This window comes from Rhizorhabdus wittichii (assembly GCF_017607425.1).
GTDB classification, from domain to species: Bacteria; Pseudomonadota; Alphaproteobacteria; order Sphingomonadales; family Sphingomonadaceae; genus Rhizorhabdus; species Rhizorhabdus wittichii.
Genome location: NZ_CP059319.1, coordinates 2223040 through 2247809, shown reverse-complemented (window position 1 = coordinate 2247809; position 24770 = coordinate 2223040). Strand labels below are relative to the sequence as shown.

The 24770-nt window shown below is 69.1% G+C and carries 21 protein-coding genes; 15 read left to right on the top strand and 6 right to left on the bottom strand.

Annotation, left to right across the window (positions count from 1 at the left end):
* Positions 1-84: 84 nt before the first annotated feature.
* The 7 genes from HRJ34_RS10610 (at position 85) to HRJ34_RS10580 (ending at position 10256) form a co-directional block, all read left to right on the top strand.
* Positions 85-1833, top strand: coding sequence for a hydantoinase B/oxoprolinase family protein (locus tag HRJ34_RS10610; RefSeq protein WP_208634061.1), 1749 nt, complete (start codon positions 85-87; stop codon positions 1831-1833).
* Between the two features lie 12 nt (positions 1834-1845).
* The gene (locus HRJ34_RS10605) at positions 1846-3918 is read left to right on the top strand and encodes a hydantoinase/oxoprolinase family protein (RefSeq protein ID WP_208634060.1); all 2073 of its coding nucleotides are present in this window, start codon (positions 1846-1848) and stop codon (positions 3916-3918) included.
* Between the two features lie 7 nt (positions 3919-3925).
* Complete coding sequence (locus tag HRJ34_RS10600; protein WP_226949143.1) at positions 3926-4720, top strand: fumarylacetoacetate hydrolase family protein; 795 nt, start codon at positions 3926-3928, stop codon at positions 4718-4720.
* A 13-nt stretch (positions 4721-4733) separates the two neighbouring features.
* Positions 4734-5537 (top strand): SDR family NAD(P)-dependent oxidoreductase, encoded by an 804-nt coding sequence (locus HRJ34_RS10595; RefSeq protein WP_208634058.1) that lies wholly within the window; start codon positions 4734-4736, stop codon positions 5535-5537.
* Positions 5538-5676: 139 nt separating this feature from the next.
* On the top strand, positions 5677-6663 hold the full coding sequence (locus HRJ34_RS10590) for an alpha/beta fold hydrolase (protein WP_208634057.1): 987 nt from the start codon (positions 5677-5679) through the stop codon (positions 6661-6663).
* Positions 6664-6693: 30 nt separating this feature from the next.
* Positions 6694-7863 carry an alpha-hydroxy acid oxidase gene (locus HRJ34_RS10585; protein ID WP_208634056.1) on the top strand — a complete coding sequence of 390 codons (1170 nt, stop codon included), beginning with the start codon at positions 6694-6696 and terminating at the stop codon, positions 7861-7863.
* Positions 7864-7925: 62 nt separating this feature from the next.
* A complete protein-coding gene (locus HRJ34_RS10580) occupies positions 7926-10256 on the top strand; it encodes a TonB-dependent receptor (protein ID WP_208634055.1) in 2331 nt (776 codons plus the stop codon).
* A 72-nt stretch (positions 10257-10328) separates the two neighbouring features.
* Here the strand turns inward: HRJ34_RS10580 and HRJ34_RS10575 are convergent, their stop codons facing one another.
* Positions 10329-11447, bottom strand: coding sequence for a CaiB/BaiF CoA transferase family protein (locus tag HRJ34_RS10575; RefSeq protein WP_208634054.1), 1119 nt, complete (start codon positions 11445-11447; stop codon positions 10329-10331).
* A complete protein-coding gene (locus tag HRJ34_RS10570) occupies positions 11447-12622 on the bottom strand; it encodes an acyl-CoA dehydrogenase (protein ID WP_208634350.1) in 1176 nt (391 codons plus the stop codon). The genes HRJ34_RS10575 and HRJ34_RS10570 overlap by 1 nt, the downstream gene beginning before the upstream one ends.
* A 101-nt stretch (positions 12623-12723) precedes the next feature.
* Here HRJ34_RS10570 and HRJ34_RS10565 point away from each other — a divergent pair, with 101 nt between their 5' ends.
* Positions 12724-13602: a LysR family transcriptional regulator gene (locus tag HRJ34_RS10565; protein WP_012050412.1), complete on the top strand. Its 879-nt coding sequence runs from the start codon at positions 12724-12726 to the stop codon at positions 13600-13602.
* Between the two features lie 6 nt (positions 13603-13608).
* Here the strand turns inward: HRJ34_RS10565 and HRJ34_RS10560 are convergent, their stop codons facing one another.
* Positions 13609-14367, bottom strand: a complete 759-nt coding sequence (locus tag HRJ34_RS10560) for an alpha/beta fold hydrolase (RefSeq protein WP_208634053.1) — start codon at positions 14365-14367, stop codon at positions 13609-13611.
* Entirely contained in the window at positions 14364-15131 is a 768-nt protein-coding gene (locus HRJ34_RS10555; protein WP_208634052.1) for an alpha/beta fold hydrolase, read from the bottom strand. The genes HRJ34_RS10560 and HRJ34_RS10555 overlap by 4 nt, the downstream gene beginning before the upstream one ends.
* 122 nt (positions 15132-15253) lie before the next feature.
* Between HRJ34_RS10555 and HRJ34_RS10550 the strand changes: the two genes are divergently transcribed.
* On the top strand, positions 15254-16036 hold the full coding sequence (locus tag HRJ34_RS10550) for a cupin domain-containing protein (protein WP_226949142.1): 783 nt from the start codon (positions 15254-15256) through the stop codon (positions 16034-16036).
* A 7-nt stretch (positions 16037-16043) separates the two neighbouring features.
* Here HRJ34_RS10550 and HRJ34_RS10545 read toward each other — a convergent pair whose 3' ends face one another.
* Both HRJ34_RS10545 and HRJ34_RS10540 read right to left on the bottom strand, forming a co-directional pair.
* Positions 16044-17081 carry an LLM class flavin-dependent oxidoreductase gene (locus HRJ34_RS10545; RefSeq protein ID WP_208634050.1) on the bottom strand — a complete coding sequence of 346 codons (1038 nt, stop codon included), beginning with the start codon at positions 17079-17081 and terminating at the stop codon, positions 16044-16046.
* A gap of 69 nt (positions 17082-17150) precedes the next feature.
* Positions 17151-18089 (bottom strand): helix-turn-helix transcriptional regulator, encoded by a 939-nt coding sequence (locus HRJ34_RS10540; RefSeq protein ID WP_012050417.1) that lies wholly within the window; start codon positions 18087-18089, stop codon positions 17151-17153.
* Between the two features lie 272 nt (positions 18090-18361).
* On the opposite strand from HRJ34_RS10540, the gene HRJ34_RS10535 reads away from it, so the two are divergent.
* Genes HRJ34_RS10535 through HRJ34_RS10510 form a run of 6 tightly spaced genes read left to right on the top strand, consistent with a single transcriptional unit; the run spans position 18362 to position 24769 of the window.
* Entirely contained in the window at positions 18362-19411 is a 1050-nt protein-coding gene (locus tag HRJ34_RS10535; RefSeq protein WP_226949141.1) for an LLM class flavin-dependent oxidoreductase, read from the top strand.
* Positions 19401-21050 carry a GMC family oxidoreductase gene (locus HRJ34_RS10530; protein ID WP_208634049.1) on the top strand — a complete coding sequence of 550 codons (1650 nt, stop codon included), beginning with the start codon at positions 19401-19403 and terminating at the stop codon, positions 21048-21050. The genes HRJ34_RS10535 and HRJ34_RS10530 overlap by 11 nt, the downstream gene beginning before the upstream one ends.
* Positions 21047-22414, top strand: a complete 1368-nt coding sequence (locus HRJ34_RS10525) for an MFS transporter (RefSeq protein ID WP_208634048.1) — start codon at positions 21047-21049, stop codon at positions 22412-22414. The genes HRJ34_RS10530 and HRJ34_RS10525 overlap by 4 nt, the downstream gene beginning before the upstream one ends.
* Positions 22411-23181, top strand: a complete 771-nt coding sequence (locus HRJ34_RS10520; protein WP_208634047.1) for an alpha/beta hydrolase family protein — start codon at positions 22411-22413, stop codon at positions 23179-23181. Before HRJ34_RS10525 ends, HRJ34_RS10520 begins: the two co-directional genes overlap by 4 nt.
* Positions 23178-24005: an SDR family NAD(P)-dependent oxidoreductase gene (locus HRJ34_RS10515; protein WP_208634046.1), complete on the top strand. Its 828-nt coding sequence runs from the start codon at positions 23178-23180 to the stop codon at positions 24003-24005. The genes HRJ34_RS10520 and HRJ34_RS10515 overlap by 4 nt, the downstream gene beginning before the upstream one ends.
* A 20-nt stretch (positions 24006-24025) precedes the next feature.
* Positions 24026-24769 carry a class II aldolase/adducin family protein gene (locus HRJ34_RS10510; RefSeq protein ID WP_208634045.1) on the top strand — a complete coding sequence of 248 codons (744 nt, stop codon included), beginning with the start codon at positions 24026-24028 and terminating at the stop codon, positions 24767-24769.
* The last annotated feature ends 1 nt before the right edge of the window (position 24770 follow it).

The following is a 24770-nucleotide window of genomic DNA, read 5'->3' as shown; positions in this document are numbered from 1 at the left end:
TTACTAAATATTCAGTAAGTTTATGAGGCAGGCGTGGACGAGAGGCGGGAAGTGAGCGGGACTGCGGTGAAGATCGAACCCCACATGTTGGCCATCCTCGCGAGGAAGTTCAACGTGATCGTCAACGAGATGAACCACACGCTGGAGAAGGTGTCGCGGTCGGCGGCGCTCAATCTCGCGAAGGATTTCTCGTCGGCGGTGCTGACCAGCGAGGGCGACCTGTTCTGCCTGACCCAGGCGATCCCGATCATCGTCGCGTCGTGCAGCATGGCGGCGAAGCAGATGACCGGCCTGTTCGGCGATCTCCGCCCCGGCGACTGCTTCCTCAACAATTCGCCCTATTACGGGTCGAGTCACCATGGCGACTTCGCCTATATGGCGCCGGTCTTCTACAAGGGCGAGCATATCCTGACGACGCTGAGCGTCGCCCACCAGGCCGATATCGGCAACAGCCAGCCGACCACCTTCATGCCCTTCGCGAAGGACCTGTACGAGGAAGGCGCGCTCGACTTCCCCTGCGTCCGCGTCCAGCGCGACTATGCCGACGTCGAGGACGTGGTGCGGATGGCGAAGATCCGCATCCGCAACCCCGAGCAATGGTATGGCGACTATCTGGCGGCGGTCGGCGCGGTGCGGATCGGCGAGAAGCGGATCATCGAGCTGTGCGACAAATATGGCGCCGCGACGATCAAGGCGTTCCTCGCCGAATGGCAGGACTATTCGCGCCGCCGCATGGTCGACGAGATCGGCAGGCTGCCGCGCAGGAGCTGGGAAGCCACCAATGCGCACGACCCGATCGAGGGGCTGGCGCCCGACGGCATCCCGCTCAAGGTCAAGCTCTCGATCCTGCCCGAGGAGGGCAGGATCCAGGTCGACCTGCGGGACAATATCGCCTGCCTGGAAGCCGGCTATAATCTGAGCGAGGCGACCACCCGCTCGGCGGTCGTCACCGGCATCCTCAACAACCTGTCGTCCGATCTGCCGCGCAACGACGGCGTCTACAACTGCATCGAGATACTGGCGCGCGAGAATGCGATCGTCGGCGGGGTGCAGCCGCCCTACAGCACGTCGATGGCGACGGTCGGCGTCGCCGCGCGGCTGATCAACCTGATCCAGTCGATGTTCGCGGAACTGGGCCCCGACAAGGGGCTCGCCGAGGGGGCGACCTCGTTCAGCCCGAGCGTCGCCTCGGTCTGTGGCAAGGATTTCCGCTATGACGACCGGCTGTTCGTCAACGCCGTGATCTACGGCTTCGGCGGCGGGCCGGCGCTGCACGGCCATGACGGCTGGCTGACCTATCTCGGCCCGCCCGGCGGCTGCCAGGTCGACTTCATCAGCGCCGAGATCTTCGAGCTCAAGATGCCGATCCTGTTCGGCTGCTGCGAGGTCGAGACGGACAGCGGCGGCGCGGGCGAATGGGACGGCGCGCCCGGCATACGCTGCCTGATGCGGCCGCGCGGCAACCCGGCGCTCTGGTCCTATTTCCTCGATTCCAAGGTCTTCCCGCCCAAGGGACTGCACGGCGGCCATGCCGGCGCGCCGTCGGCCGCGTGGAAGGTCGACGCGGCCGGCAACGAGGTCGCGATCCCCGACATCTCCAGCGAGGAGATCCAGCCGACCGAATGGATCGGCAGCCTGTGGCCGGGCGGCGGCGGCTTCGGCGATCCGCTCGACCGCGATCCCGAACGGGTGCGCCACCGGGTGCGCAACGGCTGGGTCTCGCCCGAAAAGGCGCGGGGGGTCTACGGCGTCGCGCTCGACCTGTCGGGCGAGGACTATCGCGTCGACCAGGAGCGGACCGCGCAGCTCCGCCTGGAACTCCGGAATAGATAAGGGTCAGAAGACATGCGTTTCAGGGTGTGCTCCGACGTGGGCGGCACGTTCAGCGATCTGTTCGTGTTCGACGAGAACAATGGCGAGTGGAACATCTTCAAGGCGTTCACCGTCCCGCGCCGGCCGAGCGACGGCATCATGGCGGGGCTGCGCCAGGCGGCCGATCATTATGGCCTGACGCTCGACGGATTCCTGCGCGACTGCGTGTCGCTGGTGCACGGCTCGACGGTGGCGCTCAACGCGCTGCTCGAGGGCAAGGTGGCGAAGGTCGGGCTGATCTGCACCCGCGGCTTCCGCGACATCCTGACGACGCGGGAGCAGGGGCGCAGCGAACCCTTCTTGTGGAAGACCGACTATCCCGATCCGTTCGTGCCGCGCTACCTGACGCTGCCCGTCACCGAGCGCGTCAATTCCGAGGGCGGCGTCGAGATTCCGCTGAACGAGGACGAGGTCCGCGCGGCGGTGCGGCAGCTCAGGGATTATGGCGTCCAGGCGATCGCCGTCGCGCTGCTCTGGTCGATCACCAATAGCGAGCATGAGCGCCGGATCGAGGCGATCGTCCGCGAGGAATGGCCCGAGGTGCCGGTCGTCCTCAGCTCGCAGCTCAACCCGATCCTGCGCGAATATCGGCGCACCTCGTCGACCGTGGTCAACGCCTCGCTGCTCGAGGTGATCCGCACCTATGTCTCCGACCTGCAGGCGCAGCTCAGCGACAATGGCTATGCCCGCTCGCTGTCGCTCGTCACCTCGGCCGGCGGCATCGCCAGCGTCGACGACATGATGGAACGCCCGATCTACAGCATCAATTCGGGGCCCTCGATGGCGCCGATCGCGGGCCAGACCACGGTCGCGATGGAGCAGGGCATCGACAATGTCCTGGTCGTCGACATGGGCGGCACCAGCTTCGACGTCAGCGTCGTGCAGGACGGCAAGATCAACCTCTCGCGCGAGATCGTGATGGGCGGCTGCTTCCTCGGCGTCGACCTGGTCGACAGCCGCAGCGTCGGATCGGGCGGCGGCAGCATCGCCCGCGTGGATGCGGGCGGGCTGGTCCATGTCGGCCCGGAGAGCGCGGGCGCCAATCCGGGGCCGGCCTTCTACGGACGCGGCGGCACCCGCCCGACCGTCAGCGACGCCGACCTCGTTCTCGGCTATCTCAACACCGAGGCGTTCGCCAGGGGCGGCACCCCGCTCGACCCGGCGCTCTCGGCCGCCGCGATCGAGGAGCATGTCGCCAAGCCGCTCGGCATCGACGTGGCGCAGGCCGCCTTCACCATGTGGAGCACCGTCAACAACGACATGCAGGCGGCGATGCAGGACCTCGCCATCTCGCGCGGGATCGACCTGCGCGACTTCGTGGTCGTCTCGGGCGGCGGCGCGGCGGGCATGCACATCCAGGCGATGGCGATGGAGCTCGGCATCAGGGAGCTGATCATCCCCAAGGCGGCCGGCGTGCTCAGCGCCTATGGCGGCGCCTTCGCCGACCTGGTGAAGGAGTATAGCGCGATCGCCTTCGTCGAAAGCAACCGCTTCGACTTCGCGGGCGTCAACGCCCTGCTGGCGTCGCTGGAGAGGAGCGCGGTCGCCTTCCTCGACGGCCACGGCATCGACCCCGCCGACCGGCGCCTCGAATATTATGCCGAGGCCCGCTATCCCGAGCAGATCTGGGAACTGCCGGTGCCCCTGCGCACCGGCCGGATTGCCGACCAGGCGCAGCTCGACGCGCTGGTCGCCGATTTCCACGACATCCACGAGCGGATGTACGCGGTGAAGGACCCGTCCCAGCCGATCGAATGCCTGCACTGGAAGGTCCGCGCGATCGGCGCGACGCCGAAGCCGGCGATCCGCAAGCTGCCGTTCGGCGGCGAGGGCGCCGATCATGCGCTGAAGGGTACGCGCAAGGCCTTCTTCAAGGATCTCGGCGGCTTCGTCGACGCGGCGGTCTATGACGGCACCCGGCTGACCTGCGGCAACCGGATCGAGGGGCCGGCGGTGATCGAGGAGCCGACGACGACGGTGGTGGTCATGCCGGGCACGGCGATGACCGTCAGCGAATATGGCAGCTATGTCTCGCGCTTCGACTGATCGCGCGATGCGGATCGTCCGCTTCCGCTATCTGGGCCGCCGCCGCTACGGCCTGCTCGACGGCGACGGCGTCCACCCGCTGTCGACCAGCCCGTTCCGCGCGTTCCAGCAGGCGCGCGACCTGGCCGAATGCGTCGAGGACGGAGTCCTGTTCGGCCGCGATGAGGTCGTCCTGCTGCCGCCCTGCGCGCCCGGCAAATATGTCGGGATCGGCATCAACTATCGCGCCACCGCCGAGGCGCTCGGCATGGCCGTGCCCGAGGAACCGGTCGTCTATGTCCGTCCGCCGAACTGCATCATCGGCGACGGCGACCGGATCGTGCTGCCCGCCGACGGCGACGTGGTGTGCGAGGGCGAGCTCGCGGCGGTGATCGGCCGGCGGGGGCGGGACATCGCCGAGGGCGACGTCGCCGCGCACGTCATCGGCTACACGCTGACCAACGACCTGATGGACGTCGCCCGGTTCCACAAGGACAAGGGCAATCCGAGCCTGGCCAAGGGACGCGACGGCTTCGCCCCGCTCGGCCCCTGCATCGCGACCGGGCTCGACCTCGCGACGGCGGAGCTGGCGACCTTCGTCAATGGTGAACGGGTGCAGGCGGGCTTCGCGCGCGACATGCTGTTCGGCGTCGAACGCTGCGTCAGCCACATCTCGCGCTTCATGACGCTCGAGCCGGGCGACGTGGTCGCGCTGGGCTGCCCGCCCACGCCCGCGCGGATCGCGCCGGGCGATCGCATCGAAATAGGCTGCGCGCCGATCGGGACGCTCGCGAACGAGGTCGCGGGCGCGCCGCGGACATAAGGGAGAGACGGGAATGTATTATCCGGGACTCGAGGGAAAGAATGTCCTGCTGATCGGCGGCCATTCGAACCTGGGCCAGCATGTGACCTGGCATTTCGCGGAATCGGGTGCGAACATCGTCATCGGCGCGCGCGACCTCGACCGCGCCGAGAAGGTCGCCGAGCGGGCGCGCGAGCTGGGCGCGGGCAAGGTCTCGGTCGTGTCGGTCGACGCCACCGACTGGTCGTCGGTCGCGAACGCGATCGAGGCGACGCGGGCGATGGGGAGCATCGACATCCTCTATCATGGCGTGGCCTGGGACATCCTCAGCCATTTCCTCGATCTCGACCCGCAGCTCTGGGACAAGATCTACGAGCAGAATTTCAAGAGCGTGCTGACCGCCTACAAGATCGTGCTGCCGATCATGATCGAGCAGAAGGGCGGCTGCGTCATCACGATGAGCAGCGTGATGGGCCGCAAGCCGACCCCGATCGAGCCGGTCTATGGCGCGCTCAAGGCCGGGCTGATCCATCTTGCCCAGACGCTGGCGCTCGACGTCGGCAAGCATGGCGTCCGCATCAACGTCGTCGCCCCCGGCGGCACCCCGCCCGCCGACCTGAGCGAGGTCAGCGCCAATAGCTGCTTCCGGGGATTCATGGGCGACATGGAGCAATTCAAGGCGGTCGAGCAGGAGCTGGCGGCGGAGGTTCCGCTGCGGCGGCTCGGCCGGCCGGAGGATGTTTCGCACGCCGTGCTCTACCTCGCCTCGCCGGTGACGGGCGGCATGCAGACAGGCCAGGTGATCGGAGTCGACGGCGGTGTCTGGATGCCGAAATAGGCGGCGTTTCAACATATTGAATTTCAAAGATATTTCATTGAAGCACTGGCGCGGAACGCTCTTGACAACGAAGCTGTTCGGAATAAACTTACTGAACATTCAGTTAAGAGGCGTGGGCGAGGACGAAGGGAGGTCGGCTATGGCGGGCAAGGATGTTTCCCGGACGGGATGGATGGGCCGGTGCCTCGCCTATGTCGCCGTCCTGCTCGGCCTGGCCGGCGCGTCCCCGCCGGCGCGCGCGGCGGACGCCGTGGCCGCGCCGACCGTCGAGACGATCGATGCCCGCGACATGCATTGGCGGGTGCTGCGCTGGGGGCCGCGCGACGGCGTCGGCGTGCTGCTGCTGCACGGTTTCCCGCAGGATGCCGATAGCTGGCGGCCGGTGGCGTCGACGCTCGCCGCCGCCGGCTACAACGTCGTCGCCTTCGACCAGCGCGGCGCGTCCGCCGCGACGCTGTCGCGGCCGGGCGACTATGTCTTCGACAATTTCATGGCCGACGCGCTGGCGGTCGCCGATGCGACGGGGCTGCGCCGTTTCCACGTCGTCGGCTTCGGCTGGGGCGGGGCGATGGCGTGGATGCTGGCCGCCTATCATCCCGATCGGGTGCGGTCGATGACGACGCTGCGCTATCCGCATCCCGCCGCCTTCGTCGACGGCATCGAGCATGATCCCGAGCAACGGGCGTCGTGGGAGGCGGTGCGCAAGGAGATCGGCCCCGACAATATCGACAAGCGCGCCGCCGCGCTGCTGGCCGACGATGCGATCGGGCTGCGCGCCTTCCTGCGCAAGAGCGGCCTGCCCGAGGATGCGACCGACCGCTATGTCGCGCGCCTTTCGCAGCCGGGCGTGTTGGTCGGCGGGCTGTCCTGGGGAACCGCGCTGGTGCCGGCGCAGTTCGCCGCCGTGCCGCCGGTGCGGGTGCCCGCGCTGTTCGTGTGGAGCAAGGGACCGGCCGTCTCGGAATCCACGGTCCAGGCGTCGGCGCGCTATGCGAAGGGCCGCTATCGCGTCGTCGAGCTGCAGGACGTCGGTCATTTCATGATCGAGACCGCGCCCCAGACCGTCGCCGCACCGATCCTCGACTTTCTCCGCGAGACCGACGCTCCGCCCGCCGCGCGGAAGTGACCGGCCCGGCCGATTTCAGGAATTACCGACATGGCCTTGCTTGATGCCCTGTGCCGCCGGCGCCTGCGCGCGGCCCATTCGATCGACGACCTGCGCGATGCCGCGCGCCGGACGCTGCCGCGGATGGTGTTCGACTATGTCGACGGCGGCGCCCAGTCCGAAAGCACGATGCGGCAGAACCGCGCCGCGTTCGAACGCCATCGCCTGCTGTCAGCCGCGCCGGTCGACGTCAGCCGGCGGAGCACGGCGACCACCCTGTTCGGGCAGTCGCTGGCGATGCCGCTGATCATCGGGCCGACCGGCTATGCGTCCGCCTTCTGGCCGAAGGGCGACCTGGCGCTGGCGCGTGGCGCGGCGGCGGCGGGGGTTCCGTTCGTCGTCAGCAACGGCGCCAATGCGCGGCTCAGGGACATCGCCGAGGCATCGGGCGGCCAGGCCTGGCTCCAGCTCTACATCGCCCATGACAAGCAGGCGACGCTCGGCCTGATCGGCGAAGCCCGGACGCTCGGCTTCGAGACGCTCGAGGTGACGGTCGACACCGCGCTGCCGGGCCGGCGGCTCCGCGACATCCGCAACGGCTTCACCGTGCCCTATAGCTGGACCCCGGCGAAGGTCGTCGACGTGCTCCGCCATCCCGGCTGGATGCTGCGCGCGCTGCCGCACGGCGCGCCCCGGCCCGGCCTGATGCCGATGGAGCAGGGGCGGAGCTGGGCTACGGTCTCCGAATTCGTCCGCTCGCAGATCAATCCCGCGATCGGGTGGGACGACCTGAAATGGCTGCGCGACCAGTGGCCCGGCACGTTGATCGTCAAGGGGCTGCTCGATCCGGCGCAGGTCGAGCCGGCGATCGCCGCCGGCTATGACGGCATCGTCATCTCCAACCATGGCGGGCGGCAGCTCGACGGAGCGGTGTCGACGCTCGACGTCCTCCCCGGTTTCGCCGCCGCCGCGAAAGGACGGATTCCGCTGCTGATCGACAGCGGCGTCCGCACCGGCACCGACATATTGAAGGCCGTCGCGCTGGGGGCGAGCGCCGTCCAGGTCGGGCGCGCCACGCTCTACGGCCTGTCGACCGCCGGCGAGGCCGGGGTCGGCCATGCGCTCGGCATCTTCCGCACCGAGCTCGACATGGCGATGGCGCTGGTCGGCCTCAACCGGGTCGCCGACGCGACCCCGGCGATCGTCCGGGCGATCGCGTGATCCGAAGCACCGCACAGCAATCACCTTATTTGTATAGACATTATGGAAGGGGAGTTTCCAGAATGAAGAAGAAGTCGATCCAGGGAGCGTCATTGGCGGCCGTGCTGGCGGGGGTCCTGCTACAGGCCCCGGCCTGGGCGGCCGACCGCGAGGCCGATGCCGCCGCCGACAGCGGCGAGATCATCGTCACCGCGCAGAAGCGCGCCGAGCCGCTCCAGAAGGTCCCGGTCTCCGCCGCGGTCGTCTCGGGCATCACCCTCCAGAAGCAGGGCGTCGGCTCGATCCAGGACGCGATGCAGCATGTGCCGGCGGTCTATGTGTCGCAGGCCGGCCCCGCCAACCTGCTGTTCATCCGCGGCGTCGGATCGGGCGACAACAACCCGCTGTTCGAGCAGTCGGTCGCGACCTTCGTTGACGGCATCTATCGGGGCCGCTCGCGCTCGACCCAGTCCTCCTTCCTCGACATCGAGCGGGTCGAGGTGCTGAAGGGGCCGCAGAGCGTCTATTTCGGCAACAACTCGATCGCGGGCGTGTTCAACATCGCCACCAGGAATCCCGGCGACCATTGGGAAGGCTATGTCCGCGGCCTGTATAATTTCAACTTCGACAATGCGACGATCGAGGGCGCGGTCGGCGGGCCGGTCACCGACACGCTCGGCATCCGCGTCGCCGGGCTGGTCCAGCGCGGCGACGGCTGGCTGCTCGACAAGAGCAGCGGCATCCACATCCCGCGCGTCCGCAACTATGCGGGCCGGGTCACGCTGCTGTGGAAGCCGACCGACCGGCTGTCGGTCAACCTGAAGGCGCATGCCGAGCGCGGGCGTCAGAAGGGCGGCCTCGCCGCCAAGCTGACGAGCTGCCCGCCGCTGCCGATCTTCACCAACGTCAACTTCGGCTGCACCGCGGCGATCGCCGCCGGCGACGATACCCGCCCCAACTATGTCCGCACCCAGAACCCGGACCAGGGCATCGACTTCGACGCGCAGTCGGCGATCTCGACGATCAGCTATGAGGCCGATCCGTTCACGCTGACCTCGGTCACCGGCTATTACCACCACAAATATAATCTGAAGCTCGACGTCGACGCGGCGAGCCCCGACCTGGCCAACTTCACCGTTCCCGAGCGGTTCAGCCAGTTCAGCCAGGAATTCCGCGTCGCGTCGAACGGCACCGGCCCGTTCGACTATATGTTCGGCGCCTATTATGAGCACGACAAGCTGCGCGGCCAGATCTACGCGAATTACGGCCTGTTCTCGCCGATCCTGCCGGGCCTCGTGCCGCCGCTGGCGCCCTATCTGCCGTTCGGCCAGGCCGACGATTTCCGCCAGACCTCCGACATCTACGGCCTGTTCGCGAGCGTCGTCGTCCGCCCGACCGACAAGCTCGACGTCACGCTGGCGGCGCGCCAGTCCTGGGTCGACAAGCATTTCGGCATCAACCAGTATTTCGGCATGGCGACGCAGCCCTTCGGCCCGATCGTCCCGCTGCCGGCGGCGCTGGCGCCGATCGCGGCCGCCGTCGGAAAGCAGCTCGGCCTCGGCGTCGCCGGCTACCGCGCCGAGAACCGCTCGGACGCGCATTTCAGCCCGTCGATCACCATCGGCTATGATTTCGCGTCCGAGATCCGCGGCTATGCCAAATATGTGAACGGCTTCAAGGCGGGCGGCTATAACGGCCTCGAGCATACCGGCCTGCCGGGCACGCTGTCCTTCGGGCCCGAATATGTCGACTCCTACGAAGTCGGCCTGAAGACCCAGTGGTTCAACCGCCGCCTGACCTTCAACATCGCGGCCTTCCGCAGCGATTTCGAAGGGCTTCAGCAGTCGGCGATCGGCACCAACGGCGTGCAGGGCGGCATCTTCCCGGTCGTCCGCAACGCCAAGGGCGCGCGCTCGCAGGGGATCGAGACCGACATGGCCTGGCGCGTGAACGAGCATTGGAACACCAGCCTCAGCCTCACCTGGCTCGATTCCAAGTTCACCGATTTCAAGAATGCCGGCGGATCGCCGACCGACATCGCGCTCGGCCATCCGACCATCGACCTTTCGGGCAAGCGCGGGCGCTATGCTCCCGAGCTGAGCGGCAACTTCAACGTCGAATATATGTTCGACGTCGGGCCGTCGCTGCAGGTCAGGCTGCGGCCGGAGGCGATGTTCACCACCCGCTACAACATCTCGCCGAACAACGATCCGCTGCTGTGGCAGGAGGGTTTCGTCAAGCTCGGCGCGACCGTCTCGGTGGCCAATCCGTCGCAGGGCTGGGAGTTCTCCGTCATCGGCAAGAACCTGACCGATCGCCGGATCATGAACTTCGAAGCGGGGAGCAACGGTTCCTACATCATCGGCACCGAGGAGCCGTGGAGCATCTCCGCCCAGCTCCGATACAATTTCTGACGTAAGAGCAGGAAGCCGGTCCCTCGGCCTTCCGGTCCGGCGCGAAGAACGCCGGGCCGGGAGGCCGAAGGTTCATTGGGGCCGCTTCGGCGCCGGCCGAGGCGCGGCGAGGGGGGAGCGCGAGAAGCGGATCGGCAGCCGCATGCCCGGCACATGGCCGCCATCCTCGTCGACCATGTCGATGACCATGCCGCGATGGACGACCTGGGGATCGGCGAGGGCCTGGGCGACGTCGTTGATCGGGCCGGCGGGCACGCCGACCCGTTCGAGCGCGGCGAGCAGCTCGGCGCGCGGCCATTGGCGGGTCGCGTCGGCGATCATCGCGCTCAGCTCGTCGCGGCGGGCGAGGCGTTGCGGATTGGTCCTGAAATCATCGCCCGGCGCGATGCCGACCACCTCGCAGAAGCGCTCATATTGCCGGTCGTTGCCGGTCGCGAGGATGAACCAGTCGTCCTGCGTCGGATAGGCCTGATAGGGCACGATATTGGGATGGGCGTTGCCGAGCCGGGTCGGCGCGACGCCGGAGGCGAGATAGTTCATCGCCTGGTTGGCGAGCGTCCCGACCATGACGTCGAGCAGCGCCATGTCGACATGCTGGCCGAGGCCGCTGCGTTCCCGCTCGGCCAGCGCCGCCTGGATGCCGATCACCGCGTAGAGGCCGGTCAATATGTCGGCATAGGCGACGCCGATCTTCTGCGGCGCGCCGTCGGGCTCGCCCGTCAGGTCCATGATCCCGCCCATGCCCTGGATGATGAAGTCATATCCCGCGCGGGCGGCATAGGGGCCGTCCTGGCCGAAGCCGGTGATCGAGCAATAGACGAGGCGCGGATTGACCGCCGCGAGGCTGGCATGGTCCAGCCCATATTTGGCGAGGCCGCCGACCTTGAAATTCTCGATGACGACATCGGCGTCGGCGACGAGCTCGCGCACGCGCCGTTGGCCCTGCTCGGTCGCGAAGTCGACCGCCTCGCTGCGCTTGCCCCGGTTGGCGGCGTGGAAATAGGCGGCGTCGCGGCTGCCGTCGGGGCGATCGATGAAGGGCGGGCCCCAGCCTCGCGTGTCGTCGCCGGACGGGCTTTCGACCTTGATCACCTCGGCGCCGAGGTCCGCCAGCACCTGGCCGGCCCAGGGACCGGCCAGGATGCGCGCAAGCTCGACGACCTTGATGCGGGCCAGCGGCGGCGCGGTCATCAGAAGGCCGCGATGCCGGTGATGGCGCGGCCGAGGATCAGGGCATGGACGTCGTGCGCGCCCTCATAGGTGTTGACGGTCTCGAGGTTCATCATGTGGCGGATCACCTGATATTCCTCGGAGATGCCGTTGCCGCCGTGCATGTCGCGCGCCTGGCGGGCGATATCGAGCGCCTTGCCGACATTGTTGCGCTTGACGATCGAGACCATCTCGGGCGCGAAGCGGCCCTCGTCCATCAGCCGGCCCACGCGCAGCGACGCCTGAAGGCCGAAGCCGATGTCGCACATCATCTCGGCGAGCTTCTTCTGGTAGAGCTGGGTCGCGGCGAGCGGGCGGCCGAACTGCTTGCGGTCGAGGCCATATTGGCGCGCGGCGTGGAAGCAGAACTCGGCGGCGCCGAGCGCCCCCCAGCTGATGCCGTAGCGCGCGCGGTTGAGGCAGCCGAACGGACCCTTCAGTCCCTCGACATTGGGGAGGAGCGCATCGGCCCCGACCTTGACCTCGTCGAGCAGGATCATGCCCGTCGTCGAGGCGCGCAGCGACAGCTTGCCCTCGATCTTCGGCGCCGACAGGCCCTTCATGCCCTTTTCGAGGATGAAGCCGCGAATCTGGCCGCCATGTGCTTCCGACTTCGCCCAGACGACGAAGACATCGGCGAAGGGGGCGTTGGAGATCCAGGTCTTGGAGCCGTGCAGCACATAGCCGTCGCCGTCGCGCCGCGCGACGGTCCGCATCCCGCCGGGGTCGGAGCCGGCATCGGGCTCGGTCAGGCCGAAGCAGCCGATCAGCCGGCCCGCCGCGAGGCCCGGCAGATAGTGGCGCTTTTGCTCCTCCGAGCCATAGGCGTAGATAGGATGCATGACGAGGCTCGACTGCACCGACGCCATCGACCGATAGCCCGAGTCGACGCGCTCGATCTCCCGCGCGATCAGGCCGTAGGCGACATAGCTGGCATTGGCGCCGCCATATTCCTCGGGCAGCGTCGCGCCGAGCAGGCCGGCGGCGCCCATCGCCGGGAAGAGTTCGGGCGCATCGACCTCCTCGCGATAGGCCGCGATCACCCGCGTCTGCAGCTCGGACTGGGCGAAGCCGTGCGCGGCGTCGCGGATCATCCGCTCTTCGTCGGTGAGCTGATCCTCCAATCCGAACGGGTCGGACCAATCGAAACGGGCCATCTGGGACATGCGCGATCTCCTTTGGCGATCGCCTTGGCGCACTTGCAAAATGCTGACGATATCGAAAAAAGGAGTTTTCAATCGCGATATGGAATAACGACATGATCGATGGGGAAGGGCTGGCCGCGTTCGTCGCGATCGCCGAGCAGCGCAGCTTCTCCCGCGCCGCCGACACGCTCGGCATCGCCCAGTCGGTGGCGAGCAAGCGGCTGCGGCGGCTGGAGGACCAGTTGGGCACCCAACTCGTCGACCGGACGGTGCGCACCGCGATCCGCCTGACCCGCGAGGGCGACATCTTCCTGCCGCAGGCGATCGAGGCGCTGGCCCGGCTCGACCGGGTCGAGCGGATGGGGCGCAGCCTGGGGCGCGGGAGCAGCGGGCCGCTGCGGATCGGCTTCGTCTTCTCGGCGGCGATGAACGGCACCCTGGGCCGCATCCTGACGGCGGTGCGGGCGGGGCTCCCGGACATCGAGCTGGCGCCGCGCCTGATGGAGACCCCCGAGCAACTGGCCGCGCTCGATTCCTGCCGGCTCGACATCGGCCTGATGCGGCCGCGACCCTCCTATCCCGAGGATTGCCGGGCGATCGACATCCATTCCGAAGAGCTGATGGTCTGCCTGTCGACCGGCCATGCGCTCGCCGCAGCATCGGCACTGCGGCCGGACCAGCTTGCCGGCCAATGCTTCATCGTGCCGCAGTTCCACGAGCAGGTCGGCCTGATCGACAGCATCCGCCGCCTCGCGGACGCGGGCGGTTTCCCGATGCCGCGCATCGTGCGGACCGACGACTTCGTCACCGCGGCCTGCCTGGCCTCTGCCGGCGAAGGCCTGGTCCTCGCGCCGGCCTCGCTCGCCAAGCTGAACCTCGACGGCGTCCGCTTCCTGGCGGTCGGCGGGTTCGCGGAAAGGCTCAGGATCGTCCTCGTCCACCGCACCGACGCGCCACGCGAGGCGCTGGCGAGGATATTGGGCTCGCTGTGAAGGCCACTATCGGGTCTCGACGGCCTCGGCGAAGGCGGCCGGGTCGTCGATCATCGGGAAATGACCGCAGCCGTCGAGCAGCCGGTAGGTCGCGGCGGGCTGGATCGATCGCCAGCGATCGAGCTCGTGCGCCGTCGGCCCGGTCGCGCCCATCGCGACGGTGAGCGGGACCCTGAGCGCGGCGAGGGCGGCGGCGGCGTCGAAGTCGCGGACCGACCAGGCGATGCTGACCATCGTCCAGCTTCCCGCCTTGTTGCGGTCGATGTTCCACCGCTCGTGCTGCGCCGGTGTCAGCGCGCGGAAGCGCCTGGCGGCGGCCTCGAAGCTGGTGGTGGGGATGGCGCACATCGCCTCGAAGGCGGGCCAGTTCTCGGCATACCATGCCGGCGACCGCAGCGGTGCCTCGGCCAGCACGGCGCGCTCGACCCGGTCGGGCCAGCGGCGCGCGACGTCCATCGCGATATAGCCGCCGATCGACACGCCGACGAGGATCGCCCGGTCGATGGCGAGCGCGTCGAGGAAGGCGCGCAGGTCGTCGGCATAATGTTCGATGCCGCGCTGCCGCCACAGCCGGTCGGAATCGCCGTGGCCCGGCATGTCCCAGGCGATCACGCGGTGGCGCTCGGCCAGCAGGGGGATGACGTCCTCGAACTCCTGCGCGGAGGCGCCGCCGGTGTGGAGCAGCAGCAGCGGCGCGCCCTCGCCGGCTTCCAGATAATGGATGCGCCCGCCGTCGAGCTGGACGAAGCGGTCGGTGGCGGTCATGCGAACATCTCCTCGATCGCCCGGGCCACGGCCTGCGGGTCGTCGCTGTGCGGGAAATGGCCGCTGTCGGCGACGATGCGCAGCATGGCGGCGGGGTGGAGCGACGGCAGCAGCGTCGCCGCCTCGGGCGCGACGCCGCGGTCGCCGTTGACGAACAGCGCGGGCAGGGCGAGCGCGCGGATGCGCGGCTGGACATGGTCGGCATCGTCGCGGCCGGCCCAGAGCAGGTCCATCATCGCATGGCTGCCAGCCTTGTGCCGGTCGATCGCCAGCCGCGCGGCGAACTCGGGGGACCAGTCGCGGAAGCGCGGCCGCGCGCGCGCCTCGGGCTCCTCGGGGCAGCCGAACATGGTCTCGATCATCGGCCAGTTGGCGGCCCACCAGCCGGCGTTGCGCGACAGCGGCATCTCGATCGCGACGATCCCGCCCAGCTCGGCGGCGCGCGGGCCCGCCGTCGCGGCCAGCGCGATCGCCGCCCCCACCGATCCGCCGCCGAGGATCGGCCGTTCGCCGAGCGCGCAGGCGAGCTCGACCGCGAGATCGGCGAAGTCCGGCAGCGTCACATGACCCTGCGGCCGATCGGAGTCGCCATGGCCGGGCATGTCCCAGGCAACGACCCGGAAGCGACCGGCCAGCAAATGCGCCAGCGCGTCGAACTCATGGGCCGACCGCCCGGCGCTGTGCATCAGGAACAGCAACCGGCCGCCGCCGGTCGCGCGGCAATGCACCCGGCCGAACCGGCTCTGCAGGAAAATATCGTCCATCCTCTCCTCCTCGCCCCCGGATATTAGGGTTTCCCCGCGCCGCCGGTTTCACATGGCCATGGGACAGGATGGCCGCGCCGGACCGCCTAGAAGGAAGGCCGCGAGACAGCCGGGAGAGAGTGATGAGCATATTGCACAAGCCCGACGGGCGTGGCGTCTATGTCTATGACATGCTCGACGTCCCCTGGACCGAGACCGGCAAGCCGGGCGTCCGGCAGCGCGCGGTGCGCGCCGACCGCTCGACCGGCCATTTCCTGGGGCTCATCCAGTTCGACCCGATGATCGCGGCGGGCGTCCACCAGCATCTCGGGCCGGCGACGAGCCTGATGCTCGGGGGATCGCTGGCCGATTACCAGGACAATTACGGGCGCGACACGGTGACGATCAATCCGACCGGCACCACCCATGACGCGATCTCCTGGGAGGGCTGCTTCTTCGTCGCCCGGCTCGAAGGCGCGACCGCCTATCTGCCCGAGAGCGGCGGCGGCAAGGGGCATGTCGGCGCGGGCACGGCGACCTTCACCAACCCCGCGCCCGAGGTGCTGCCGGCGCTCGATTTCCCGCTGCGCGAGGCGCGGCAGCTCGCCACCTCGATCCCGCGCCTCTCGCGCCGCATGCTGTTCGACTATCGTATCGAGAAGGACGACCATCGCTTCGTCGAGCTGACCCTCTGGCCGGACATGAGGATACCGACCCACCGGGTGTCGGCGCTGACCGAATGGATGGTGCTGGCCGGCAATGCGAAGGTGAACAACCTCACCGTGCCGATCGGCGCCATCGTCGTCATCGAGCCGGGCACCGAAGTCACCATCGAGAGCGCCTTCGGGTGCCGGCTGCTCGCCTGGGCGGACGGCCCGATCCAGTGGTCGGACGGCGCGGCCCTCCCCGACATCTACGGCTTCTGAGCTCGGCTCAGGCGGCTTCGCCGACCTTGCCGGGGGCGGCGTCGGCGAAGCGCGGCATGATCTCCCGCGCGAAGACCTCCAGCGACCGGGGCGAGCCGGTGACGTCGGCCAGCAGCACATAGTCGACGCCCTGTTGGCGCAGCAGCTCGACCTTGTCGGCGACTTCGTGCGGATAGCCGATCAGCGCGGCCTCATCGACGGTGAAGGCGCTGTCGGAGAAGGTCTGGAGCTTGTCATGCGCGAAGGAGGAGGCGCCCGCGCCCGCCTGCGCCTTCAACTGGTCGACCAGCTTGCGGCGCAGCTCGTGCGCGGCGCGCCAGTCCGCGTCGTTGTCGACCAGGTGGAGCGCGCGGGTCACGCCGACGCTGGCCGGGTCGAACCGCCGGCCGCAGCCCTCGACCGCCGCGCGATAGGTGGCGATGCGCCGGCCGACGATCTCGGGCGTGCCGATCTGGTCGAGCAGCAGGTTGAAGCCGTCGGCGCCCGCGCGGCGGATCGAATCGTCGCTCGCGGCGCCCACCCACATCGGCGGATGCGGCTGCTGGCGGGCAGGGGGGTCGATGACGACGTCGTCGAACTGCCAGAACTCGCCGCGATGCTCGAAGCGCCCGCCGCCGCTCCAGCAGCGGCGCAGGAAGGCCAGCGTCTCGGCATAGCGCCGGGTCGCTTCCTCGGGGCTCATGCGGAAGCCGGCGAACTCGTTCGGGCGATAGCCGCGCCCGACCCCCAGGTCGAAGCGGCCGCCGGAGAGCTGGTCGATCGTCGCGACCTGCTCGGCCAGCAGCACCGGATTGTGCCAGGGCAGCACGACGACGCCGGTGCCGAGCCGGATGCGCCGCGTCCGCGCGGCGAGATAGGCCAGCAGCGAGAGCGCGGAGGATATCTGCCCCGTGCCCATGAAATGATGCTCGACCAGGAAGAGGCCGTGATAGCCGAGGCGATCGGCGAGGCAGACATAGTCGATATAGGCCTCAAGGCTCTGCATGCTGTCGCTGACAGTGCCCGAGGTGGCGACGGACGCGCCGCCGAACAATCCGAATTTCATAACCGTCTCCTCGCGGTGGCGCGGGCCCGTTGCCCGCCTCCATCGTCCGCTTAGGAGGTCGGCCGGCGGTCAGTTATCCCAATGGCTTGCGACAGGCTGGGTCTTGGACCGATCGAAGAAGGCCTGCGCGAAGGCCAGGTCCGCCGCCAGCGGACGGCCGCGCAGCCGCGCCCGCGATGCGTTGACCTCCATCCGGCCGGCGGGCGTCGGCACCTCCCGCCCGTCCCAGTTGAGCCGCATCAGCGCGTCGATGATGCGGACGAAGAGCTCGTTCTGCGAACTGATCTCCAGCTTCTCGTAGAGGCGCTTGCGATAGGTCAGCACGCTGTTGACCGAGATCGACAGGTTCCGCGCGATGCTTTCGGAGGTATGCCCGGTGAGGATGCCGATGCAGACCAGCCGCTCGCGCGGGGTGATCGACTGGAACAACGCGGCTTCGGTGAGCACCCGGCCGATCAGGAACTGGTTGGGCCCGCGCAGCGTGTGCATGTAGGAGAAATGCTTGCGGATGTTGGCCGCGATCAGTTCGCCGATCTGGGTCAGCAGCCAGCGTTGCGCGCGGGCGAAATGATGGCCGTAGAGCCGGTGCATCTGGACGAGATAGACGACCTTCTCCTGCATCACCGCGAACAGGATCATGTCGCTGACCCCGGTCGGCACCAGGAAGCCGCGGTGCAGCCGCTCGTCCCAGCCGCGCCCGCCGTCGAACTCGAACCAGCCGGCTCGCCCCTCGGGCTGGGCGCGGACCTGCGGCAGGTTGGGGTCGAGCGCGTAGAGCTCCTCGACATAGGCGGCCGCGGCGTCGGCCGCCGTCGCCGCCGGGATCAGGCCCGTGTTGATCACGACGCGAGGGCGATCCTCCTCCTCCGCGAAGGCGAACACCATGACATGGTCGACGTCGCCGACCATCTGCGTGGTGTGGAACAGCGCCTCGCCGAAATCATCCTCTCCGATCGAGAGGATCAGCCGGTCGATCTGCGCCATGGTGGCAAGGTTGTCCAAAGCCATCGCACTCTCCTCTCCGGTCGTTGTCGGTCGCCGGCTCCATGTGACAGATCATCGATCTTTTGCCCTTCGAGGACAATCGAAGATGTGGGTTCGCGGCCCATTTGTAACAATGTCATGTGACATGGCTGTCACCAGCGCCCTCCTGCGGATGATCGGCGCGCCGCCGCCTGACCGTCCGTCCGGGACGTTGTCGCATAGCCATGTGATAAAGGGCGCGCGGGCCGGCCGATAAGACGTCCTCGACCAAGAGAAGACGCCCGAGAGGATCTATCGTGCAGCGACCGTCCCTGTGCATATTCGACCATCTGGACGCCAGCGGCGCGCCCATGGCGGCGCTTTATGCGGACCGGCTCGATTTCGCGCGGGCGGCCGAGCGGTTCGGCTTCGCGGCCTATTATGTCGCCGAGCATCATTCGACGCCGCTGGGCCACGCCTCCTCGCCCAGCGTCTTCCTGGCGGCGCTGTCGCAGCACACCGCGACCATGCGGATCGGATCGATGGTGCATGTCCTGCCGGCCTATCAGCCGCTCCGCCTCGCGGAGGAGATCTGCATGCTCGATCATCTGAGCAACGGCCGGCTCGACATCGGCGTCGGCCGGGGGGCTTCCCCCTATGAGGTCGGACTGTTCGGCATCGGCACGCAGGACGCCCGCGCGGTGTTCGAGGAGGCGCTGACGGTGATCCGCGCCTTCCTCCGGGAGGACGTGCTGTCGCATCGCGGCGAGTTCTTCACCTATCGCGACATCCCGCTGACGATGCGGCCGTTGCAGCCGGGCGGGCCGCCCATGTGGTATGGCGCCTTTTCCGAGCGCAACCTCCGTTTCGCGGCGGCGCATGGCCTCAATGTCACGTTGAGCGGCCCGCCGCAGCGGCTGCGCGAGCTGTCGTCGCGTTATCGGGCCATCTGGCGGGAATTGCACGAAGGCGCGCCGCCGCCCGGCATGGCGAGCATGTACCAGATGTTCGTCGCGCGGAGCGACGAGGAGGCCGCCCGGATCGTCGCGCCGGCCTATGCGAAATGGTATGAGAGCATGACGCATCTGTGGCGCCACAACAATGCGATGCCGCGCGAGACGCTACCGCCGACCTTCGAGCAGGCGATGCGGCAAGGGTCGATCATCGCGGGCAGCGCCGAGACGGTGCGGCAGCGGATGCAGCAGTTGCTCGACGCGAGTGGGCTCGACCGGTTGCTGCTCCAGTGCAATCTGGGGACGATGCCGCATCAGGCGGCGTTGGAATCGCTGCAATGCTTTCACGAGGAGGTCGCCCCGCATCTGCACGTCGCCCCCCGCACCGACGGCTTCGAGGCGGATGCGGCCTGATCCGGTGCTGCCGAGCCGTACAGATTATGTCATCGTCGGCGGGGGCACGGCCGGCTGCATCCTGGCGAGCCGGCTGTCGGAGGACCCGCGCGTCACCGTGCTGCTGATCGAGGCGGGAGAGGACCATGCCCCCGGCGAGGAGCCCGAGGAGATTCGCGACAGCTTCCCGCGCGCGGCGACCCCGGCGCATCTCTGGCCCGGCCTCGTGGTGGAGCGGCGCGCGGGCCAGCCGCCCCGGCCGTTCGAGCAGGCGCGGGTGATCGGCGGCGGGTCGAGCGTGATGGGCATGCTGGCGATGCGCGGCCTGCCCGACGACTATGACCAATGGGCCGCAGAAGGCGCGCAAGGCTGGGACTGGGCCGAGGTGCTGCCCTATTTCCGGAAGCTCGAACGCGACGAGGATTGCGATGGGCCGCTGCACGGGCGCGACGGCCCCTTGTCCGTCCGCCGCCAGTCCCCCGAAAGCTGGCCGCCCTTCTGCCGGGCGATCTCGGACGCGGCGCAGGGGCGGGGCCTGCCGGTCGCGGAGGACCTCAACGGACCGCCGGCGGACGGCGTCTATCCGGTGCCGATGAACAATACGCCGCGCCATCGCGTCTCCGCCGCCTCGGCCTATCTGACCGCCGAGGTGCGGGCGCGCCGCAACCTGGTCGTGGCCGCGCGGATCAGCGTGTCGTCGATCCTGATCCGCGACGGACGCGCGGCCGGCGTCGAGCTGGTCCGCGACGGCGCCGCGCAGATCGTCGAAGCCGGGGAGGTCATCCTGTCGGCGGGCGCGCTGCATTCGCCCTCGCTGCTGCTCCGCTCGGGGATCGGGCCGGGGCTGCGGATCGCGGCGGCCGGCGTCGGCGCCGGGTTGCAGAACCATCCGCTGCTGCCGCTGTCGGTCGTGCTGCGGCGCCACGCGCTTCAATCCGATGCGATCCGGCCGGCCTTCCAGAATTGCCTGCGCTATTCGTCGGGGCATCCGGATGCGCCCGGCGGCGACATGTTCATGACCGTGCTCAACAAGACCGGGCTGCACCCGCTGGGCCGGCGGATCGGCGGGCTGATGCTGGCGGTCTACAAGAGCTTCAGCCGGGGTGAGGTGACGCTCGATCCGGCATCGGGCGCGCCGCGTGTCCGCTTCAACCTGCTCGCCGACGAGCGCGACGAGGCGCGGCTTGCCGGCGCGGTCCGTTTCGCCGCCGCGCTGCTGGCGGACCCGGCGGTCCGGCGCACGGCGGACACGGCCTTCTTCCCGGTGAACGGCCCGCTGATCCAGCGCCTCGGGCGGCCCGATCCGGCGAGCCGCGTCGCCAACCGGATCGCGGCGGCGGCGCTCGACGCGCCCGCCATGCTGCGCCGGATCGCCGTGCGCCACGCCGGTCCGGCGCTCGATCGGCTGCTCCGCGACGAGGAGGCCCTGCGTGCTTTCGTGCGCGATCAGGCGGTGCCGACGGGGCATGTCTGCGGCACCTGCCGGATGGGATCGGACGATGCGTCGGTGGTCGATCCGCGCCTGCGCGTCCGCGGGCTCGGCGGCCTGCGCGTCGTCGACGCATCGGTGATGCCGTCGATGGTGCGGGCCAACACCAATATTCCGGTTGCGATGATCGCGGAAAAGGCCGCCGACATCATCAAGGGGGAGCGGAGATGAAGCAGGCGATCGCCAGGGATGGCGCCCCCACCGTCGAAGCGCTGATCGACGCCGCGCCGATCAGTCGCCTCCAGATCGCCGCGATCGTGCTGTGCGTGCTCGCCTCGGTGCTCGACGGCTTCGACACCCAGTCGATCGCCTTCGTCGCGCCCGCGATCTCGGCGCAATGGTCGGTCTCTCAGCTCGAATTCGGCTTCGTCTTCTCGGCGACGCTGCTGGGATCGGTGATCGGCAGCGCGGTGTTCGGCATCATGGCCGACCGGATCGGCCGCCGCCGGCTGATCATCGTCACCACCGCGATGTTCGGCCTGTTCAGCGCCGCCTGCGCGCTGGCCGCCAATTTCGAGCAATTGCTCGCCTTCCGCTTCCTCGGCGGGCTGGGGATGGGCGGGCTGATCCCGAACATGCTCGCGCTGGCCGCCGAATATGCGCCGCGCCGCGTCCGCGCGACCATCGTCACCTGCGTGCTGTGGGGCTTCCCGTTCGGGGCGGTGCTCGGCGGGATCGTCTCGGCGCCGCTGCTGGAGCAGGCGGGTTGGCGCGCGATCTTCTGGCTGGGCGCGGCGGCCCCCGCGCTGCTCGCGCTGGCGATGATCCCGCTGATGCCGGAGTCGCTGCGCTATCTCAGCCTCGATCCGCGCAAGCGCGCGCAGGTCGTCGGCCTGCTGCGCCGGATCGCGCCGGAGCGGGCGGACGCGGTCGTCATCGAAGCGCAACTGGCCGAACGGGCCAGGCCGGGCGTCGCACAGCTCTTCACCGCCGATCTCGCCGTTCCGACGGTGATCCTGTCGATCAGCCTCTTCCTCTCGCTGTTCCTGACCTATGCCCTGATCAACTGGGTGCCGACGCTGCTGACCAGGAGCGGCCTGTCGATGTCCAGCGCGATCCTCGGGGCGGTGGCGCTCAACTTCGGCGGCATCGTCGGCAGCGCCTTCTTCTCCTGGGGGCTGGACCGGGTCGCGCGGCCGGCGCTGCTGCTCGCGGCGGGCTATGGCGCGGCGGCGGGCATGATCGCGCTGACCTCGCTGGGCGGCGGCAGCCCGGTGGTCGCGCTGACCCTGCTGCTGCTGTGCGGCGTGTTCCAGATCGGGGCGCAGCTCTCGCTGACCGCCTACACCACCGCGATCTTCCCGGTGCGGCTGCGCGGCACCGGCATCGGCTTCGTCCAGGCGGTGGGCCGCACCGGATCGCTGATCGGGCCGGTGGTCGGCGGGCTGCTGCTGTCGCTCGGCGTGCGGCCGAACGAGATGCTGCTCCTTTCGGTGATTCCCGCCGGGCTCTGCGGCCTCGCGCTGCTCCTGCTGGGGGCGATGCGCCGATCGGAGCGGGGATCGCAAGCATCCACCATGGAGGAACGGCAATGACGAGGATCGGCGCGGGGGGCATCGCCCTGACCGGCGAGGACATCCGCATCGCGGCGGGCGACGGCGTGGAACTCGACCTGATGCTCTATCGCCCGGCGATCGCGGCGGCGGCGTTGCCCGCCGTCATCCTCTGCCCCGGCGGGGTCGGCACCGGCATGTTCGAGATCGTCGAGTGGCTGGCCGGGCCGCTGCGCGACGCCGGCTTCGTGGCGGTGACGATGAACTGGCGGTCGGGTCTGCCCGATCATGATCCGGACGACGTGTCGGCGGCGATCGACTGGCTGAGCGCCCAGCCCGGTGTCGATCCCTCGCGGATCGGGGTGATGGGCATGTCGCGCGGCGGCAACGCGGCGCTGCGCGCGACCGCGCTCGACAAGCGGATCAGGGCCTGCGCGACCTTCGGCGCGGTGACTGACCTGTTGCAGCAGGCGGTGAGCGTGAAGGACTATGCGCCCGGACGCTACCGGATGTTCCTCGACTGGCTGGGATCGCCCGACGAGCATGCCGACCGCTACCGGGCGGTGTCGGCGATCACCCATGCCGCGAAGATCGGCCAGCCGCTGCTGATGGTCCATGGCCAGCACGACATGCATTCGCCGCCCGAACAGTCGCTGTGGATGGACGAGGCGGTGCGGCGCGGCGGCAATGCCGACAGCCGGGTCGAGATCGTCCCGATGATGTGCCATTATGGCGACGTCATCCCCAACCATTTCGGCTTCGACCGGCTCCGCGCGCTGATCCTGCCCTTCCTGATCGAATGGTTGTGAGCGGCCCGGCGGGCCTGCTCGACGGCCGGGTCGCGGTGGTGACCGGCGCGGCGCGCGGCATCGGCCGGGCGATCGCCGCGCTGTTCCTGGAGCAAGGCGCGACGGTGGTCGCGGGGGACGTGGCGCCGATCGGGATCGACCATCCCGGCTGCACCACGCTCGCCTGCGACGTGCGCCGCGAGGAGGAGATGGCGGCGCTGTTCGACCGGGCGATCAGCGACCATGGCCGGATCGACTGCCTGGTCAACAATGCTGCGAGCCCCGGCGCGATCGACGGCATCGCGACGCTGGCCGCCCGGCAGTTCGACGAGACCGTCGCCACCGTCCTGCGCAGCACCTTCCTGGGCATGCACCTCGCGCTGCCGGGCCTGCGCCGGTCGGATGCCGGCTCGATCGTCAACATCGGATCGACCTCGGCGCTGGTCGCGGCGCCGGTGCTGCAAGCCTATGGGGCGGCCAAGGCAGGGGTGGCGATGCTGACCCGCAACGCGGCGCTCGAACTCGGCCCGCTGGGCATCCGGGTCAACTGCCTGTGCCCCGGCGGCATCGCGACCGCGATGTACGGCATCGCGGCGGGGCTCGATCCCGACGCGGCGGAGGCCGCGCGCGACCGCGTCGCCGCCAATCTGGGGCCGTTGCAGCCGCTCGGCCGCGCCGGCCGGCCCGAGGAGGTCGCGCAGGCGGTGCTGTTCCTCGCCGGGCCCTGGTCGAGCTACGTCACCGGGCAGGTGATCGCGGTCGACGGCGGGATGAGCGTTGGGCGCGCCATGCCGGCGGACACCGCGCCGACGGACTTCTTCCGCCGCGTGGCGGGCATTTCCTGAACCACAGAAAGGCAGACGCGATGACGGCCCTTCCGGACCTCGCCGACGAAGCCGGCGCGCGCTTCCACCTCGCCGCGCTGCACCGGCTGATCGACCATCATTTCCCGTCGACCGACGGCATCTACAACCATATCAGCCTGCGCGTGCCGGGCCGGCCCGACCATATGCTGATCAAGCGGCACCATCTTCTCTACGAGGAGGTGACGGCGTCCAACCTGGTCGTCGCGGACATGACCGGTGACCTCGACGAGGGCAGCGAGGTCAACCGGCCCGGCTTCGTCCTGCACGGCGCGATCCTGCGGGCGCGGGCGGACCTGAACTGCGTCGTCCACATCCATTCCAACGCCGGCCTGGCGATGAGCGCGCATGGCGGCGGGCTGCGGATGCTGTCGCAGAACGCGCTGCGCTTCTACAGGCGGATCGGTTCGCATCCCTATGAGGGGATCACCGACGGCCCGGCCGAGGGACCGCGCATCGCGGCGGCGCTGGGGACGGACAATATCGCGGTGATCCTGCAGAACCACGGGCTCGCCGTCGCGGGACGGACGCCGCGCGAGGCCTTCGAGCGGACCCGCGACCTGATCATCGCCTGCGAGACGCAGCTGATGCTCGAAGCGACCGGCGCCGCGATGATCGAGATTCCAGAGCCGGTGTGCGAACGGGTCGCGCGCCAATATGTCGCCCATGACGCGGGCCGGGGCTCGGCCGACTGGCCGGCCTGGATAAGGCGGCTCGATCGGCTCGATCCCGGCTATCGTGCCTAGC

Coding starts and splice junctions, on each gene's coding strand:
- HRJ34_RS10600 (WP_226949143.1), top strand. CDS start 3,926: ATGCGGATCGTCCGCTTCCGCTATCTGGGCCGCCGCCGCTACGGCCTG.
- HRJ34_RS10610 (WP_208634061.1), top strand. CDS start 85: ATGTTGGCCATCCTCGCGAGGAAGTTCAACGTGATCGTCAACGAGATG.
- HRJ34_RS10510 (WP_208634045.1), top strand. CDS start 24,026: ATGACGGCCCTTCCGGACCTCGCCGACGAAGCCGGCGCGCGCTTCCAC.
- HRJ34_RS10520 (WP_208634047.1), top strand. CDS start 22,411: ATGACGAGGATCGGCGCGGGGGGCATCGCCCTGACCGGCGAGGACATC.
- HRJ34_RS10550 (WP_226949142.1), top strand. CDS start 15,254: ATGAGCATATTGCACAAGCCCGACGGGCGTGGCGTCTATGTCTATGAC.
- HRJ34_RS10570 (WP_208634350.1), bottom strand. CDS start 12,622: ATGGCCCGTTTCGATTGGTCCGACCCGTTCGGATTGGAGGATCAGCTC.
- HRJ34_RS10540 (WP_012050417.1), bottom strand. CDS start 18,089: ATGGCTTTGGACAACCTTGCCACCATGGCGCAGATCGACCGGCTGATC.
- HRJ34_RS10555 (WP_208634052.1), bottom strand. CDS start 15,131: ATGGACGATATTTTCCTGCAGAGCCGGTTCGGCCGGGTGCATTGCCGC.
- HRJ34_RS10560 (WP_208634053.1), bottom strand. CDS start 14,367: ATGACCGCCACCGACCGCTTCGTCCAGCTCGACGGCGGGCGCATCCAT.
- HRJ34_RS10585 (WP_208634056.1), top strand. CDS start 6,694: ATGGCCTTGCTTGATGCCCTGTGCCGCCGGCGCCTGCGCGCGGCCCAT.
- HRJ34_RS10580 (WP_208634055.1), top strand. CDS start 7,926: ATGAAGAAGAAGTCGATCCAGGGAGCGTCATTGGCGGCCGTGCTGGCG.
- HRJ34_RS10565 (WP_012050412.1), top strand. CDS start 12,724: ATGATCGATGGGGAAGGGCTGGCCGCGTTCGTCGCGATCGCCGAGCAG.
- HRJ34_RS10575 (WP_208634054.1), bottom strand. CDS start 11,447: ATGACCGCGCCGCCGCTGGCCCGCATCAAGGTCGTCGAGCTTGCGCGC.
- HRJ34_RS10530 (WP_208634049.1), top strand. CDS start 19,401: ATGCGGCCTGATCCGGTGCTGCCGAGCCGTACAGATTATGTCATCGTC.
- HRJ34_RS10595 (WP_208634058.1), top strand. CDS start 4,734: ATGTATTATCCGGGACTCGAGGGAAAGAATGTCCTGCTGATCGGCGGC.
- HRJ34_RS10525 (WP_208634048.1), top strand. CDS start 21,047: ATGAAGCAGGCGATCGCCAGGGATGGCGCCCCCACCGTCGAAGCGCTG.
- HRJ34_RS10605 (WP_208634060.1), top strand. CDS start 1,846: ATGCGTTTCAGGGTGTGCTCCGACGTGGGCGGCACGTTCAGCGATCTG.
- HRJ34_RS10590 (WP_208634057.1), top strand. CDS start 5,677: ATGGCGGGCAAGGATGTTTCCCGGACGGGATGGATGGGCCGGTGCCTC.
- HRJ34_RS10545 (WP_208634050.1), bottom strand. CDS start 17,081: ATGAAATTCGGATTGTTCGGCGGCGCGTCCGTCGCCACCTCGGGCACT.